13 protein-coding genes are annotated in these 16,039 nt (G+C 71.8%); 4 read left to right on the top strand and 9 right to left on the bottom strand.

What is annotated here, in order from left to right; translation table 11 throughout:
• Positions 1-2: 2 nt before the first annotated feature.
• From OG417_RS30625 to OG417_RS30615, 3 genes are all read right to left on the bottom strand, one after another.
• Complete coding sequence (locus OG417_RS30625; protein ID WP_329235907.1) at positions 3-341, bottom strand: hypothetical protein; 339 nt, start codon at positions 339-341, stop codon at positions 3-5.
• 173 nt (positions 342-514) lie between these two features.
• A complete protein-coding gene (locus tag OG417_RS30620) occupies positions 515-1,735 on the bottom strand; it encodes an SGNH/GDSL hydrolase family protein (protein WP_329235905.1) in 1,221 nt (406 codons plus the stop codon).
• Positions 1,736-1,872: 137 nt separating this feature from the next.
• Entirely contained in the window at positions 1,873-2,673 is an 801-nt protein-coding gene (locus tag OG417_RS30615; protein WP_329235903.1) for a class I SAM-dependent methyltransferase, read from the bottom strand.
• 130 nt (positions 2,674-2,803) lie between these two features.
• Here OG417_RS30615 and OG417_RS30610 point away from each other — a divergent pair, with 130 nt between their 5' ends.
• Both OG417_RS30610 and OG417_RS30605 read left to right on the top strand, forming a co-directional pair.
• Positions 2,804-3,694 (top strand): intradiol ring-cleavage dioxygenase, encoded by an 891-nt coding sequence (locus tag OG417_RS30610; protein ID WP_329235901.1) that lies wholly within the window; start codon positions 2,804-2,806, stop codon positions 3,692-3,694.
• A gap of 263 nt (positions 3,695-3,957) precedes the next feature.
• A complete protein-coding gene (locus OG417_RS30605) occupies positions 3,958-4,203 on the top strand; it encodes a hypothetical protein (protein WP_329235899.1) in 246 nt (81 codons plus the stop codon).
• A gap of 78 nt (positions 4,204-4,281) precedes the next feature.
• Here the strand turns inward: OG417_RS30605 and pdxR are convergent, their stop codons facing one another.
• Positions 4,282-5,724, bottom strand: a complete 1,443-nt coding sequence (pdxR, locus tag OG417_RS30600) for a MocR-like pyridoxine biosynthesis transcription factor PdxR (RefSeq protein ID WP_329235897.1) — start codon at positions 5,722-5,724, stop codon at positions 4,282-4,284.
• A 367-nt stretch (positions 5,725-6,091) separates the two neighbouring features.
• On the opposite strand from pdxR, the gene OG417_RS30595 reads away from it, so the two are divergent.
• Both OG417_RS30595 and OG417_RS30590 read left to right on the top strand, forming a co-directional pair.
• Positions 6,092-7,465, top strand: a complete 1,374-nt coding sequence (locus OG417_RS30595) for a beta-1,3-glucanase family protein (protein ID WP_329235894.1) — start codon at positions 6,092-6,094, stop codon at positions 7,463-7,465.
• 103 nt (positions 7,466-7,568) lie between these two features.
• A complete protein-coding gene (locus OG417_RS30590) occupies positions 7,569-8,948 on the top strand; it encodes a discoidin domain-containing protein (protein WP_329235891.1) in 1,380 nt (459 codons plus the stop codon).
• Positions 8,949-8,998: 50 nt separating this feature from the next.
• On the opposite strand, the gene htpG is transcribed toward OG417_RS30590, so the two are convergent.
• The 5 genes from htpG to modA all read right to left on the bottom strand — a co-directional run bounded on the left by htpG (position 8,999) and on the right by modA (position 15,645).
• Positions 8,999-10,942 (bottom strand): molecular chaperone HtpG, encoded by a 1,944-nt coding sequence (htpG, locus tag OG417_RS30585; protein WP_329235888.1) that lies wholly within the window; start codon positions 10,940-10,942, stop codon positions 8,999-9,001.
• A 107-nt stretch (positions 10,943-11,049) separates the two neighbouring features.
• Positions 11,050-13,074, bottom strand: a complete 2,025-nt coding sequence (locus OG417_RS30580) for a xanthine dehydrogenase family protein molybdopterin-binding subunit (RefSeq protein WP_329235885.1) — start codon at positions 13,072-13,074, stop codon at positions 11,050-11,052.
• Positions 13,071-14,048, bottom strand: coding sequence for an FAD binding domain-containing protein (locus OG417_RS30575; protein ID WP_329235882.1), 978 nt, complete (start codon positions 14,046-14,048; stop codon positions 13,071-13,073). Before OG417_RS30575 ends, OG417_RS30580 begins: the two co-directional genes overlap by 4 nt.
• On the bottom strand, positions 14,045-14,533 hold the full coding sequence (locus OG417_RS30570) for a (2Fe-2S)-binding protein (RefSeq protein ID WP_329235879.1): 489 nt from the start codon (positions 14,531-14,533) through the stop codon (positions 14,045-14,047). The genes OG417_RS30575 and OG417_RS30570 overlap by 4 nt, the downstream gene beginning before the upstream one ends.
• 314 nt (positions 14,534-14,847) lie before the next feature.
• Entirely contained in the window at positions 14,848-15,645 is a 798-nt protein-coding gene (modA, locus tag OG417_RS30565; RefSeq protein WP_329235876.1) for a molybdate ABC transporter substrate-binding protein, read from the bottom strand.
• Positions 15,646-16,039: the final 394 nt, after the last annotated feature.

The raw sequence follows: 16,039 nt of genomic DNA, 5'->3' as shown, positions 1-16,039 counted from the left end.
GTTCAGATCTCCTGGGGAGGCGTCAACCCCCGCAGCCGGTTGACGTCGGCCTCAGCGCCATGTTTGGCACGCTCGCTGTTGTAGTGCGTCTCGACCAGCCGGTCGTAGTAGCCATGGATGTCGGTAGCGTGGCCGTGAACGTGCTGGTGCCAGGCCACGTGCAGCTCCAAGAGCTTCCCGTGCCAGTCGAACGCCTCGTGACCGGCGGCCGCCGATACACAGCCCTCGGCCAGGTCGTCGGTGTGTTTCCGCAGGCCGCGAGCGGTATTCGCGGCACCCTCGGCGGCTGTCAACAGCTTGCCGTAATTGACGTACCGATTGAGATCTGTGTTCTCGGTCATCACTCCGCCTTGTATCCACGACTTACATCGTGCGGTTGACGTCGCACCAATGAAGGCTCATCAACGGTACCGCTTTGCCCTGTGTCCGAACCACCACGCCGCACCGAGATAGCCGGATATAGGCGTCGAAACCAGTCCGATAGCGGCACTGCACGCCCAACCTCGTACATCGCTCACAGCGCGCCCAGGTCCACGCCGTTGCCGATCGCGGCGTAGCCGGCGTCGTTCGGGTGCAGGTGGTCGCCGGAGTCGTACGGCGGGAACAGGCGGCGGGGGTCGGCCGGGTCGCGTACGAGCGCGTCGAAGTCGATCACCGCGTCGAACGTCCCGCTCCTGCGGATCCAGGCGTTGACCGCCCGCCGGACGAGTTCCTCGCGCGGGGAGTAGTACACGCTGCCCCTGAACGGTGTGAGCGTGCCGCCGATCACACGCAGGCGGCGGGCGTGGGCGCGGGCGACGATCGTCGCGAGCCCCGCGGTGATCCGGGCGGGGTCGCGCTGGCGCGGCGGCAGGTGGATGTCGTTGATGCCCTCCAGCACGATCACCGTGCGCACGCCGGGGCGGCTGAGGACGTCCCGGTCGAGCCGTTGGAGCGCCGGCTCACCGCGTGAGCCTCCGCCGAGCAGGATCCGGTTGCCGCCGATCCCGGCGTTCAGCACGGCGAGCGGGCGGCGGCCCCGGGCCAGCCGGGCGGCGAGGACGTCGGTCCAGCGGTGGTCGGCGCCGTCGGTCGACCGGTAGCCGTCGGTGATGGAGTCGCCGAGGGCGACGATCGCGCCCCGCGCGCCACCGCCGGTGACGTCGACGCCCGAGACGAGGTGCCCCGCGTGCGTGACCGCCGAGAACACGCCGGCGTCCAGCGCGTCCGCCGCGTCGGTGCCGCTCGCCAGCAGGGAGCGGCGCAGCCCGATCGGGTGGACGCTCAGCGGGGTGGCGTACCCGGGGGTGTAGGTCGTGACGAACAGGTCGTGCGCCGCGGGAACCCTGAGGCGGACCGGATCGCTGACGGCCTCGGCGCCGGGGGCGATGGAGACGGAGGCGCTGCGGTGGAACCTGACCTGGCGCAGGGTGCCCGGCGCCACCTGGGCGCCGGCGACCGCCGGAAGCGCCACCGTGGTGTGCGCGACGAGCAGGGGAGCGGTGCCGAAGGCGTTGGACAGCCGTACGCGCAGCGCCGTGCCGCCGACGCTCGTGTGCACCACGTCGCGGATCGTGCAGTCGACGCAGCGGCTGGCGGCCGCGGTGGCGACCGCGCTCTCCCAGGTGCCCACCCAGACGGGGGCGCTGGGCTCACGGGCCAGGGTGCGCGCCCGTACGGACGCGGGGCCGACGACGAGCAGGGCGACGCCGCACGCCACCGCCACCAGCCTGCGGAACGCGCTCCTCCAACCCAAGGCGACCGTCCATCTTCTGTGTTTCCGGGGGAGTCTCTCGTCCCCGGGGCCCTCCGTCAAACGACTCTCGAATATCCGGACGACCCGGCGGGAAAGCCCCTGGCCGCCAGGGCTGCCGGGGCCGATCCGGGGACCGGTCAGCGGGTTCCGTGGGCGAGCAGTGCGTGCGCCGGGACGGACACCCGCCCGTCGCCCGTGGCGTACGTCGTCAGCCGCCGGTCGTAGACCTCCTTGACGCGGGCGATGGTCGGCGGGTCCTGGCGGAGCAGGACGACGGCGTTCGAGCCGACCCTGGCCATCGCGCCGTTCTCCCACCATTCGTCCGGCTCGAACGTGAAGTCCCAGTCGAGGTGCTCCACCCGGGCCTCGCGGAACACGCCGTCGACCAGGGCGGCGAACGCGTCCGGCCGGCCGTAGGTCATGAACGGGCTCGGCGGTACGTCGTCCGGCCAGGGGACGCCGACCTCCTCCATGGCGTCGTGCACGACGGCCAGGACCCCGCTGCCCGGCATCGTCCAGCACGTCAGGGCGAGGCGCCCGCCCGGGCGCAACACCCGGCGCAGCTCCGCGAGCGTCGCCTCGGGGTCGCCGACATGGTTGATGACGAAGTTGCCCACCACGGCGTCGAACGTCTCGTCCTCGTAGGGCAGCGCGGGCAGGACCGCCACGCGTACGTCGGCGTCGGGGGCGTTGCGCGCGGCGGTCTCGGCCATCAGCGGATCGGCGTCCACGGCCGAGACCTTCGCGCCCCGGCGCACGGCCTCGGCGGCCACGAACCCCGGCCCGGTGCCCAGGTCGAGCACCCGGCTCCCCGGTCCGACCCGTGCGGCGTCGAGGAGCGGTGCGATGGTGTGCACGGTCAGCCGGGCGAACCCGCGGGCGTACACGCCGGCACGCCCGGCCCACAGGTCGCGTTCGTACGCGTCGAAGTCCGTCATGCGGGGAGCGTATGCCAGCGCCACGACGTTCGGCGCGTGGATCCGGCGTACGGGTGCTCCGGGTGCGCGGCCGTGTCAGGATCGGCTCATCGGGCGGTGGCCGGATCACCGCGACGACGGGAGGTCGGGCATGGCGGCGGGAGCGGACCGGCGGGAGCTGTTCAGCGAGGAGCGTTCGGCCGAGGTCGTGGAGGCGAGCCTGGAGGGCACCCGCGATCCCCGGCTGCGGCAGGTGCTGGGCTCGCTCGTCCGGCACCTGCACGACTTCGTCAAGGACGTCGAGCCGACCGAGGACGAGTGGAACGCCGCGATCGCCTTCCTCACCGCGACCGGGCACAAGTGCGACGACGTGCGCCAGGAGTTCGTGCTGCTCTCCGACGTCCTGGGCGTCTCGATGCTGGTCGAGACCATCAACCACCGGGCGAAGGGCGTCGCGACCGAGTCGACCGTCCTCGGCCCCTTCCACGTCGTGGAGTCCCCGCCGCGGCCCCTCGGCGCGAACATCTCCCTCGACGACCGGGGCGAACCCTGCCTGGTCACCGGACGTGTCACCGGGCCGGACGGCGAGCCGGTCGGCGGGGCCACGGTGGACGTCTGGCAGGCCGACGCGGAGGGGTACTACGACGTGCAACGGCCCGGGGAGGTCCCCCTGTCGAACCTGCGCGGCCTGTTCACGACGGAGACCGACGGCCGGTTCTGGTTCCGCACGGTGATGCCCCGCTACTACCCGATCCCCGCCGACGGGCCCGTCGGCGCGCTGCTCGAGGCCACCGGCCGCCATCCGTACCGGCCGGCCCACATCCACTTCCTCGTACGCGCCGCGGGGTACGCGCCGGTGACCACGCACGTGTTCGCCGCCGACAGCCCGTACCTGGACTCCGACGCGGTCTTCGGGGTCAAGCCCGGCCTCGTACGCGACTTCGCCGTCGTGGAGGACCCGGTGCGCGCGGCCGAGCTGGGCCTGCCGGACCGGTTCCGCGAGGTCGAGTTCGACGTCGTCCTCCTGCGCGCGGAGGAATGATCGCCTCCGGCGGGTAAACCGCCGATGACCCCTGGAGTCAAGCGGCCGTAGATCACCGCACCGGGACTCAAAAACTCGGGAATTCATCCGCAAAACAGACGCGAAGCAATCGTCAAGATTGACGTCTGGGGCCGTCGGGGCCGTTGTTACCTGCGGATTAACGGTGTCATAGTCGGATAAGTCGCAGAAAATGCGCGCTTTTACAAGGCATTGGCGTGACCGACGTGTCGTCACGCGTAAGCCGATCAAAGGAGGTGGCTTCCATGGGAATCTCACGGCGAATGGGAGTGGCGATCTCGGGCCTGGCCTTCGCGGGAGCGACGGTGGTGACTCTCGGTACTGCGGGGCCGGCGAGCGCACAGGCGCAGGCCCCGACCGTCACGCCGCGGCATGCCGTCACGAGCTACTCCATCGTCGACAGACACCGGCGCTGGAGGCACCGCGCCTGGAGGCACCGCGGCTGGACCTACGACTACTACTGGTGGGGCTGCGGCTGTGGCTGCTGCTGACCGTCTGAACACGCAGCCCGCGATCAGGCGGTGACCCGTTGGGGTCTCGTGGCCGGGCCCGAGACCCCAACCACACGTTCAGCGCCGCGCGAGCGTGGCGCACAGGCGGGCGAGCGCGGCGGTGTAGGCGTGTTCCGGCGGGGTCGCGTAGCCCACGACCAGGGCGGGCCGGCCGGCGTCCTCCGCCCGGCGGTAGTCGTCGAGGCCCTCCAGCGCGAGGCCGCGCCGGTGGGCGCGCGCCACGATCTCCTTCTCGTCCGCGCCGGGCGGGAGTTCGAGCAACGCGTGCAGACCGGCGGCCAGGCCGGTGACGCGCACCCGCGGCGCCTCGCGGCGCAGCGCGCTCACCAGGCGGTCGCGACGACGGCGATAGGCCAGCCGGCAGCGGCGCATCTGCCGGTCGTAACCGCCGCAGGCCACGAACTCGGCCAGCGTCAGCTGTTCGAGCGTGCTCGTGTGGCCGTCCGCGAGCCGCTTGGCCTCGGCGACCTCCTCCACGAGCCCGGCCGGGAGCACCAGCCACGCCAGGCGGAGGCCCGGCGCCAGGCTCTTGCTCGCGGTGCCGGCGTACACGACGTGCTCGGGCGCCAGCGCCTGCAGGGCGCCCACCGGCCGGCGGTCGTAGCGGAACTCGCCGTCGTAGTCGTCCTCGATGATCAGACCGCCCGTCTCGTGCGCCCAGCGTACGGCCTCGGCCCGCCGGTCCGGGGCCAGCGGCACGCCCAGCGGGAACTGGTGCGCCGGCGTCAGCAGCAGCGCGTCGGCCGCCGGACCGATGACGGCGCCGTGCTCGTCGACCGGCACCGGGTGGGTCCGCAGCCCGGCGGCGGAGATGACCTCGGCGTGCTGCCGGTCACCGTACGCCTCGATGCCCACGGTCGCCGAACCCCGCGCCCGCAGCACCCGCGTCAGCAGGCCCAGGGCCTGGGTGAAGCCCGCGCACACGACGATCCGCTCGGGGTCGGTGTGCACGCCGCGGGCGCGGGCGAGGTAGCCGGCCAGGGCGGTCCGCAGCGCGGGAAGCCCGCGCGTGTGCCCGTAGGTCAGGACGTCGGGCGGCGCGGCCTGCAGAGCACGGCGCGACGCGGCCGCCCAGGCCGTGCGGGGGAACAGCGACACGTCCGGCGAGCCGGGCCGCAGGTCGTGCCGGACCGCGGGGCGCGTGCGCGACGGCGCGGCACGCCCCGGTCCGGTCGCGCCGGACCGGATCGCATCGGACGCCGGGCGTCCCGGCCCGGCCGGTCCGGTGGGGACGGACGGCCGGGCGGCGACGCGGGTGCCCGCGCCGGAACGTGCCGTGAGCCAGCCCTCGGCGACGAGCCGGCTGTACGCGGCGGCGACCGTGTTGCGCGCGACCCCCAGGTCACCGGCCAGCGCCCGGGAGGAGGGCAGGCGCGTCCCCTCGGCCAGCCGGCCCGTTTGCACCGCCTCGCGCAGCGCGGACTCCAGCGCCGCGCCCACGCGGGCGCCGGTCACCTCCAGATGCAGCTCCACGCCCGAGATGGCCCAGGTTTTCGCCATGAAAATGGACCATACTCCTGGGCCGTCCGTCTTCTCGGTTCGATGGCATGACGGCGACATCGACGATCCCGGTCCGGCTCGACTTCGACACGCACGCCGCGACCGAGTAATGGGGTGCGGAGCAACAAATACCCTGGCCAGGGCATATGTCCGGACTTGGTGGGGCAAGGCGGGCGACGGCCGTTACCGAAACGTTATGTCTTGACTCCCTTGACGGGAGTTGGAATGGCGTCCACCGTCAGGCCTGAGAGCGCTCTCAGAAAGCAAGACCGCCCCACGACCGAGCGACGTCCGTCGCCGGATCGCGGCTTCGGCGGCCGCCACCGCCGTAGCCGCGCCTCCCTACCCCCAGAAAGGGAGACGCCACGTGCGACCCACCCTCCGTCCTCCGGCGCGCCGTCGCGCGCCCGCCCACCTCATGGCGATCGCGTCCGCCGCGATCATGCTTCTCGTCGGCTTCCTCGTGGCCGGCACCCCGCTCACCGCCGGCGCGGCCGGGACTCCCAAGGCCGCCGCGTGCGGCGGGAGCGACGTCGCGCTGAACCGGCCGGCGACCGCGTCGTCCACGGAGAACTCCGGCACCCCCGCGTCGGCGGCCGTGGACGGCAACACCGGCACCCGCTGGTCCAGCGCCTTCAGCGACCCGCAGTGGCTCCAGGTGGACCTCGGCTCCTCGCAGCAGATCTGCCAGGTCACACTCACCTGGGAGACGGCCTACGCCAAGGCCTTCCAGATCCAGGTGTCCGACAACGCCTCCACCTGGACCACCGTCTACAGCACCACGACCGGCACGGGCGGCACCCAGACGCTGAACGTCGGCGGCACCGGCCGCTACATCCGGATGTACGGCACCACGCGCAGCACCCAGTACGGCTACTCGCTGTGGGAGTTCGCGGTCTACTCCGCGACCACCACGACGCCGCCGCCGGACTCCTTCTGGGGCGACACCAGTGACATCCCGGCCGCGCACAACGTCCTCGAGCTGAAGATCCTCAACCGGACGAACGGCCACTACCCCGACAGCCAGGTCTACTGGAGCTTCAACGGGCAGACGCACTCGATCGCCGAACAGCCCTACTTCGACATGCCCGCCAACTCCGCCGGCCGGATGTACTTCTACCTGGGCTCGCCGAACAGCCAGTACCGGGACTTCATCGAGTTCACCGTCGGGCCGGACGTCTTCAACGGCAACACGACGCGCGTCGACGGCTTCGGGCTGAAACTGGCCCTGCGGCTGCACGCCCACGACGGCTACGACACGCAGGTCGGCGAGGACCAGGCGACGTTCGCCGAGGACCGGTCCGCGACCTTCCAGCGGTTCCAGAACGAGGTCCCGGCCGAGTTCAAGCACCTGGCGACGGTCCAGGCCCCGTACTACATCCCCGCGCCGGGCAGCGACAGCGCGTTCCGCTCCGGCGGGCAGTACGCGAACTACTTCACGAGCTACGCCCAGGCGAACGGCGTGAACGAACCCACGTCCAACGTGTTCGGATGCGCGGGCTCGCTGGCCGGCAACCCGAACATGTGCGCCGCGCTCAACCGGCACGTCGCCGGGCAGTCGCAGCAGTCGGACCCGAGCCAGTACTACAAGGCCGCGCCGGCCAACTACTACGCCAAGTTCTGGCACGACCACGCGATCAACCACCTGGCCTACGGCTTCCCCTACGACGACGTCGCGGGCCAGTCCTCGTTCATCTCCCACGGCGACCCGCAGTACCTCCTCGTCGCCGTCGGCTGGTGAGCCGCCCCGGCCGCGCCTGAAAGCGCTCCATCGGAAGTCGACCGTCACCTCGCCAAGGGGGTCGTACGGGTGGGTCTGTACGGCCCCCGCAAAGGAGCACACCGTGTTGTTCGATCGGCAAGACAGGCACCTCCGCGCCTCGTGGGCGCACCGGCTCAAGGTCGGAGCCGGCGCCCTCCTCCTCGCCGTCGGCGTGATCACGCCCGCCACCGTCGCCGCGAGCGCGCCCGCCGGGGCGGCTCCCGCCCGGCCCGCCGCGGTGCCGGCCCCGCCCGCCGGGTTCACCACCACGTGGAGCGACGACTTCACCGGCGCGGCCGGCACCGGCCTGAACACCGGCACGTGGAAGTACGACACCGGGCCGGGCAGCGGCTTCGGCACCGGTGAGATCGAGACCATGACCAACAGCACCGCGAACGTCTACCAGGACGGCGCGGGACATCTCGTCCTCAAGGCGCTCCACTCCGGCTCGGACCCGCGCGCCGGCTGGACCTCCGGGCGGGTCGAGACGCAGGCCGCGACGTTCGGCGCGCCCGCCGGCGGCGTCGTCATGATGCAGGCGTCGATCCAGCAGCCCAACGTGACCACCGCCAACGGGGCCGGTTACTGGCCGGCGTTCTGGATGCTCGGATCAACGCTGCGCACCGGTACGCCGTGGCCGACCTCCGGCGAGGTCGACATCCTCGAGGACATCAACGGCCGCAGCTCGGTGTTCGGCACCCTCCACTGCGGTACGAACCCCGGCGGTCCCTGCAACGAGTCCACCGGGATCGGCAGCGGTGAGCGCGCCTGCGGCGGCTGCCAGACCGGTTACCACACCTACGCCGTGCAGATCGACCGGTCGGTGTCGCCGGAGCAGATCCGCTGGTACCTCGACGGCAACAACTACTTCACGCTGGCCGCCGACCGTGTGGACGCCACCACCTGGGCGAACGCCGTCGACCACCCGTTCTTCATCATCTTCGACCTGGCGATGGGCGGAGGGTTCCCCGACGCGTTCGGCGGTGGGCCGGGCGCCTCGACCGTCTCCGGCGGCTCGCTCAACATCGACTACGTCGCGGTCTACAACAAGGCGCCGGGCGGAGGCGGTGACACGGGGACGAACCTGTCCCAGGGACGCCCGACGACCGCCTCGTCCACCGAGGCGCCCGGCACCGCCGCGGCCAACGCCACCGACGGCAACACGGGCTCACGCTGGTCCAGTGCGTTCAGTGACCCGCAGTGGCTCCAGGTCGACCTCGGCTCGGTGCGCCAGCTCAGCCACGTCATCCTGAACTGGGAGGCCGCCTACGGCAAAGCGTTCCAGATCCAAAGGTCCACCGACGGCACGAACTGGACGACGGTCTACTCGACGACCAGCGGCACCGGGGGAGTGCAGGACGTGAGCGTCTCCGGGTCGGGCCGGTACGTGCGGATGTACGGCACACAGCGCGGCACGCCGTACGGCTACTCGCTGTGGGAGTTCCAGGTCTACGGCACCTGACAGGGGGAGCGGGTGGTCCGGGGCACCGGCCGGCGCCCCGGACCACGCCGTCACTCCTCGCCCGAGCCCGCCTCGGTGTCCGCCTTCTCGGTCTCCTGCGCGCCCTCTCCGGTGCCGTCCGCGAGCGTCATGAGCAGGCCGTTGAGCCGCTCGACGAACTCGGCCGGGTCGTCGATGCGGGCGCCGAGCGTCAGCACGGACTGGTTGTAGAGCACGTGCGCCCAGTCGGCGAGGCGCTGCTCGTCGGTCTCCCCGTCCAGGCGGCGTACGAGGGTGTGCTCGGGGTTGATCTCCAGGATCGGCCGGCTCGGCATCCCCGAACCCCGCATGCGGCGCATGAGGTTCATCTCGATGTCCGGCTCGTCGGCCACGATGCAGGCCGGGGAGGTGGTGAGCCGGTTCGTGGTCCGCACGTCGGACACCTTGTCGCCGAGGGCCTCCTTCAGCCGCTCGACCAGGCCGCTGAGCTCGGTGCCGGCCTTCTCACCCGCCTCCTTCTCGGCCTCGTCCTCCATCGCGCCGAGGTCGGAGACGCCCTGGGCGACCGACTGGAGCCGCTTGCCCTCGAAGTCCGGCAGGCTCGTCACCAGCCAGTTGTCGATGGCCTGGCCCAGCAGCAGCACCTCGATGCCCTTCTTGCGGAAGATCTCCAGGTGCGGGCTGCTCTTGGCCGCGGCGGGCGTCGGGGCGAGGAGGTAGTAGATCTTGTCCTGGCCCTCCTTCATCCGCTCGACGTAGTCGCCGAGGGAGGTGTCCGGCTCGTCGGTCGCGGACTTCGTGGTGGTGAACCGCAGCAGCTTGGCGATCTCGTCGCGGTTGGAGTAGTCCTCGGCCACGCCCTCCTTCAGGACGTCGCCGAACTCCCGCCAGAACGTGGCGTACTTCTCCGGATCCTTCTCGGCGAGGTCCTTCAGCAGCCGCAGCACCTTCTTGACCGCGCTGGAGCGGATGTTGTCGACCACCCGGCTGCTCTGCAGGATCTCGCGGGAGACGTTGAGCGGCAGGTCGGCCGAGTCGATGACCCCGCGGACGAACCGCAGGTAGTTCGGCATCAACTGGCCGGTGTCGTCCATGATGAACACCCGCTGGACGTGCAGCTTCACGCCGTGGCGCGCCTCGGGCATCCACAGGTCGAACGGCGCGGTCGCCGGGATGAACAGCAGCAGGGTGTACTCGTAGGTGCCCTCCATCTTGCTGTGCAGATGGGCGAGCGGGTCGGCGAAGTCGTGCGCGACGTGCTTGTAGAACTCGTTGTAGTCGGCGTCGCTGATCTCGTTCTTCGGGCGGGCCCACAGCGCGGAGGCGCGGTTGACGGTCTCCTCGCCGGCCTCGTCGCCCTCCTGCGGCATCACGATCGGCAGGCTGATGTGGTCGGAGTACTTCTGGATGATCGTGCGCAGCCGGTGCTGGTTGAGCAGGTCGTCCTCGCCCTCGCGCAGGTGCAGGACGAGTTCGGTGCCGCGCTGCGCGCGCTCGACGGCCTCCAGGGCGTACTCCCCGCGGCCGTCCGACTCCCAGCGCACGGCCTCCTCGGCGGGCAGCCCGGCGCGGCGGGTGGTCAGGGTCACCCGGTCGGCCACGATGAACGAGGAGTAGAAGCCGACGCCGAACTGGCCGATGAGCGTGGCGTCCTTGCGCTGGTCGCCGGTCAGCGCCTGGAAGAACTCACGGGTGCCGGACTTGGCGATGGTGCCGATGTTGTCCATCACCTCCTGCCGGCTCATACCGATGCCGTTGTCGGTGATGGTGATCGTGCGCGCGTCCTTGTCGAACGAGACGTGGATCCGCAGCTCCTCCTTGTCCGCACCCTCCTCCTCGAGGCCGGGCTCGGTCAGCTGCGCGAACCGCAGCCGGTCGATCGCGTCGGAGGCGTTGGAGATCAGCTCCCGCAGGAAGATCTCCTTGTTGCTGTACAGCGAGTGGATCATCAGGTCGAGAAGCTGGACGACCTCGGCCTGAAAGCTGAACCTCTCCTGTTGCGTCGGCGCGCTCATCGGGTACCCCTGCTCCCTGCGTCAACTCGTCTCCGGCCCGCGCGAACGCCGCGCGGCACCGTCCAAAGGCAGGATCTCAGGGTAGCGAGATCCGCTTCGTCCCCGCGTCAGCCGACCAGTTTCGGCGGGGTGATCGGAAGGTCGCGCACGCGCCGCCCGGTGGCGTGGTGGACGGCGTTGGCGACGGCGGCGGCGGTGCCGACGATGCCGATCTCCCCGATGCCCTTGGAGCCCATCGGGTTGAGGTGGGGGTCCTCCTCCTCGACCCACACCGCGTCGATGTCCTGGACGTCGGCGCACGCGGCCACGTGGTACTGCGCGAGGTCGCGGTTCAGGAAACCGCCGTCGCGCTCGTCCACGACCGTCCGCTCCATCAGGGCCATGCCCATGCCCATCGTCATGCCGCCGATGAACTGCGACCGCGCCAGCTTCGGCTCCAGGATCCGCCCGGCGGCGAACACGCCGAGCAGCCGCGGCACCCGGACCTCGCCGGTGTCGAGGTCGACCCGTACCTCGGCGAACTGCGCGCCGAACGCGTGCCGGGAGAAGCCGGAGTCGGCCTCGACGTCCTCGGTGGTGTCGGCGGTGCCGCGCTCACCGTTCTTCAGCAGCGCCTCGCAGGCCCGTACGACCGCCGACCCCCACGACGCCGTCCCCATCGAGCCGCCCGCGACCGAGGCGCGCGGCAGCGCGCTGTCGCCGACCTCGACGCGCACGCGCTCGGGGGCGGTGCCCAGCGTCTCGGCCGCGATCCGCGTGAGGACCGTACGGGCGCCGGTGCCGATGTCGGCGGCGGCGATCCGGATGACGAAGTCGCCGTCCTCGACCGTGGCGCCGGCCGCGGACGCCATCCGTCGGGCCGGATACGTGGAGGCGGCCACGCCCGTACCGACGAGCCAGCGCCCGTCGAGCCGGATACCGGGCCGGGGGTCGCGCCGCTCCCAGCCGAACCGGCGGGCGCCCTCCCGCAGGCAGGCGACCAGGTTGCGGGAGCTGAACGGCAGGTCGTTCTCCGGGTCGACCTCGGGTTCGTTGCGTATGCGCAGCTCGATCGGGTCGATGCCCGCGGCGACCGCGAGTTCGTCCATGGCCGACTCCAGCGCGAACATCCCGGGGCACTCGCCGGGCGCGCGCATCCACGACGGCGTGGGCACGTCGAGCCGGACGAGCCGGTGGGTCGTCCGGCGGTTCGGCGCCGCGTACATGACCCGCGTGGGCGTGGCGGTCTGCTCGGCGAACTCCATGAGCGTCGAGGACTGCTCGACGGCCTCGTGGCTGATCGCGGTCAGCCGCCCCTCGGCGTCCGCGCCGAGCCGGACACGCTGGATGGTGGGCGTGCGGTAGCCGGTGAGGTCGTACATCTGCTGCCGGGTCAGCGCCAGCTTCACCGGACGCCCGGCGGCCCGCGCCGCGAGCGCCGCGAGGATCGCGTTCGGCCGCGTGGTGCCCTTGGACCCGAAGCCGCCTCCGACGTGCGGCGCGACCACGCGTACGCGCTCCGGCGGCAGGCCGAGCACGTCGGCGATCGTGTCGCGGTCGCCGGAGGCGCCCTGGGTCGAGTCGTACAGCGTCAGGTCGCCGTTCTCCTCCCAGACGGCCATCGTGGCGTGCGGTTCCATCGGGTTGTTGTGCAGCGTGGGCGTCGTGTAGGTCGCGTCGACCCTGACCGCCGCCTCGGCGAACCCGGCCTCGACGTCGCCCCGCCGGGTCTCGGCCGGGAACGCCGGGTTGACCTTCTCCGGGGTGTAGAGGCCGGGGTGGTCCGCGCGCAGCAGCACATCGTGTGGTTCGGCGTCGTAGGCGATCCGCACGCCGTGTTCGGCGGCCTCCCGCGCCGTCTCCAGCGTCGTCGCCACCACCGCCGCCACGAGCTGCCCGCGGTAGGCGACCCGGTCGCTCTGGAACAGCGCGAGCTCGGCGTCCTCCCGGGACCCGAGCGCCGGCGGATCCGCACAGGACAGCACGGCCAGCACGCCCGGCGTCGCGAGGGCGTCGGCGGCGTCGATCGAGCGGACCCGCCCGCGGGTGACCGGCGCCTGGACGGGATGGACGTACGCGACGTCCTCGACCGGGTACTCGACCGCGTACCGTGCGCGGCCGGTGACCTTCTCACGTCCCTCGACGCGGTTCATCTGACCAGCTCCTGCAGGGTCCGGACGATCAGGTTGCGGGCGAGTGGCACCTTGTAGGCGTTGCGCGGCAGCGGCCGGGCCTCGGCGAGCTCGGCCTCGGCCGCCCGGATGAACTCCTCCTCGGTCGCCGGGGCGCCCCGGAGCGCCGCCTCCGCCCGCTCGGCCCGCCATGGCGCGTGCGCGACGCCGCCGAGGGCGAGCCGGCAGTCGCGTACGGTGCCGCTCGCCTCGTCGACGTCGAGCACCGCGGCGACCGAGACGAGCGCGAAGGCGAACGACGCCCGCTCGCGTACCTTCCGGTAGTGGGAGCGGCCCGGGGGCGGCGGAGGCAGCACGACCGCCGTGATCAGCTCGCCGGGCACCAGCACCGTGTCGCGTTCCGGCGCGGCCCCGGGAAGCCGGTGCAGGCCCGGGATCGGCACGACCCGGTCGCCGGCGGGGCCGGTGACGTGCACCTGTGCGCCGAGCGCGGCGAGCGCCACCGCCATGTCGGAGGGATGGGTCGCCACGCAGTGCTCGGAGTGCCCGAAGATCGCCAGATTCTCGTGGTCGCCCGGGATCGCCGGGCACCCCGAGGCGGGCCGGCGCTTGTTGCAGGGCCGCGAGACGTCCTGGAAGTACGGGCAGCGGGTGCGCTGCAGCAGGTTGCCGGCGGTCGTCGCCATGTTGCGCACCTGGCCGGAGGCGCCGCTGAGCACGGCGCGGGCCAGCATCGGGTACCGGTCACGGACCGCCGGATGCGCGGCCAGGTCGCTGTTGCGCACGGCGGCGCCGATGCGCAGGCCGTCGCCGCCGTCGGTGTCGATCGTGTCGTACGGCAGGCGCGTGACGTCGACGAGGGAGTCCGGCCGGGCGACGCCGAGGCGCATCAGGTCGACGAGGTTGGTGCCGCCCCCGAGGTACATCGTGCCGGGCCGGAACCGCTCCAGCGCCTCCCGCGCGTCGGCGGCGCGTGAATACTCGAAAAGCCTCACCGCGCCGCCTCCTGGATCGCCGCGACGATGTTGACGTACGCGCCGCAGCGGCACAGGTTGCCGCTCATGCGTTCGCGGATCTCCTCCGGCGTCAGCGGAGGATCGTCGCCGGTGAGGTCGGGGGTGACCGCGCTCGGCCCGCGCTCGCTGAGCATGCCGGCCGCCGAGCAGAGCTGGCCGGGCGTGCAGTAGCCGCACTGGAAGGCGTCCCGTTCCACGAAGGCGGCCCGCAGGGGATACGGCTCGTCGCCGAGGCCCTCGACGGTGGTGACCTCGGCCCCGTCACAGGCGACCGCGAGGGCGAGACACGCGTTGGCCCGCCGCCCGTCGAGCAGAACCGTGCAGGCGCCGCACTGCCCGTGGTCACACCCCTTCTTCGTGCCGGTCAGCCCCAGGCGCTCCCGGAGCAGGTCGAGCAGTGAGGTGCGGGGATCGGTGTCCAGTTCGCGCGTCGATCCGTTGACCCGCAGTGTTATCTCCGCCATGGGCGGCGCCCTACCCGCGCCTCGTCGTTCTAATGCTCCAGCCGCGGTCAGGGATCCGCGACTTGACCCGCGTGGCTCTGCCGCTGGTCAGCGCGGACACCGTCGACCTTCCGAGCGTGATGATCGAGGCGTTGCCCCGCGACAGGCACAGCGTCGTCCGGCGCTGAGAGGTCCGCATGGAGCCTGGGGGCGCCGTACGGTGCCGGGGCAGGTCCGGAGAGGCCTGGAGGGGTGCCGTACGGTCAGAGGCGCCGTCCGCCGTACGGTCGCCGAGGTGGCGGCGGGGACCCGCTCCGGAGGGTCCCCGCCACCGGTCAGGGGCTCTCGAACCCGGCCTGTTCGAGGACGGACTTGCCCTGGCTGGACATAACGAGCTGGAGGAACTCCTTGGCGAGGGCGGGCTGCGGCGCGTGGGCCAGCGTGGCGATCGGGTAGTCGTTGATCGCCTGGGCCGCCTCGGGGAAGTCGATGCCGGTCACCTTGCCGCCGGCGGACTTGACGTCGGTGCGGTAGACGAGCGCGGCGTCGGCCTCGTTGAGCTGCACCTTGGTGAGGGCCGCCTTGACGTCCTGCTCCTGCGAGACCGGCTCGACCTTCAGCCCGGCCGCCGCGAGAGCCTTGAGGGCGGCGGCGCCGCATGGCACCTGCGGCGCGCATTCGACCACCTTGAGCTTGGGGTTGGTCAGGTCCTTGAGCGTCTTGACCTTGCCGGGATTGCTGGGCGGCACGGCGATCTCCAGCCGGTTACGGACGAAGGTCGTCGGCGCACCGTCGGTGTCCTTGGCGTCGGTCACCGTCTTCATGGTGGCCGGGCTGGCGGCGGCGAACACGTCGGCCGGGGCGCCCTGCGTGATCTGCTGGGCCAGCGCGGAACTGCCGCCGAAGTTGAACTTCACCTTCACCCCCGGGTGGGAGGACTCGAAGGTCTTGCCCAACGAGTTGAACGTCTCGGTCAGCGACGCGGCGGCGAAGACGAAGAGCGTCTTGCCGCCCGAGCCGGAGGACCCGGACGAGTCGTCATCCGTGCTCCCGCATCCGGCCGCCAGCGTGAGACTCGTCCCGAGCACGGCCGCGAGCAGTACCCGGACGCCCCGGGGCAGACGTTCGATCATCTTGGTCTCCTCGTGCAGGTGCCCCTGGGGGAGGGGCGGGGTTTGGGACCCTGCGACGGCACTCGGACCACGCGCCACCGCGGCCGTCCTGTCACGCCACCGTACTATCGCATATTCCACCCATGAAGCCGTCGTAGCGGCGCATATGCCACGTGGTTGAGCTCCTTGCGCCAGTTTCTGCCTACGGTGCCTCAACCCGGGGAATGCCCGTGCGACGACTTCCACCGCGTTCTCAGCCGAGGATCCGCCGGCCTGACGTCCTCCACCGGCTCGCACCTGAGGCGGATCAGTGGGATGTCCTCGCCCGGGACAGCCGAGGAAAGCCGCGCGGTGTCGTCCGCCCGGTACTCAGCCCGTCCGAGGGGGCTTAGCGTGGCGTGCTCGCCTGGGGGTC

Origin of the sequence: Actinoallomurus sp. NBC_01490, assembly GCF_036227085.1 — a bacterium.
Taxonomy (GTDB): Bacteria; Actinomycetota; Actinomycetes; order Streptosporangiales; family Streptosporangiaceae; genus Actinoallomurus; species Actinoallomurus oryzae.
Note: the sequence above shows the minus strand (reverse complement) of the source record. Positions and strands in the feature narration are given on the sequence as shown.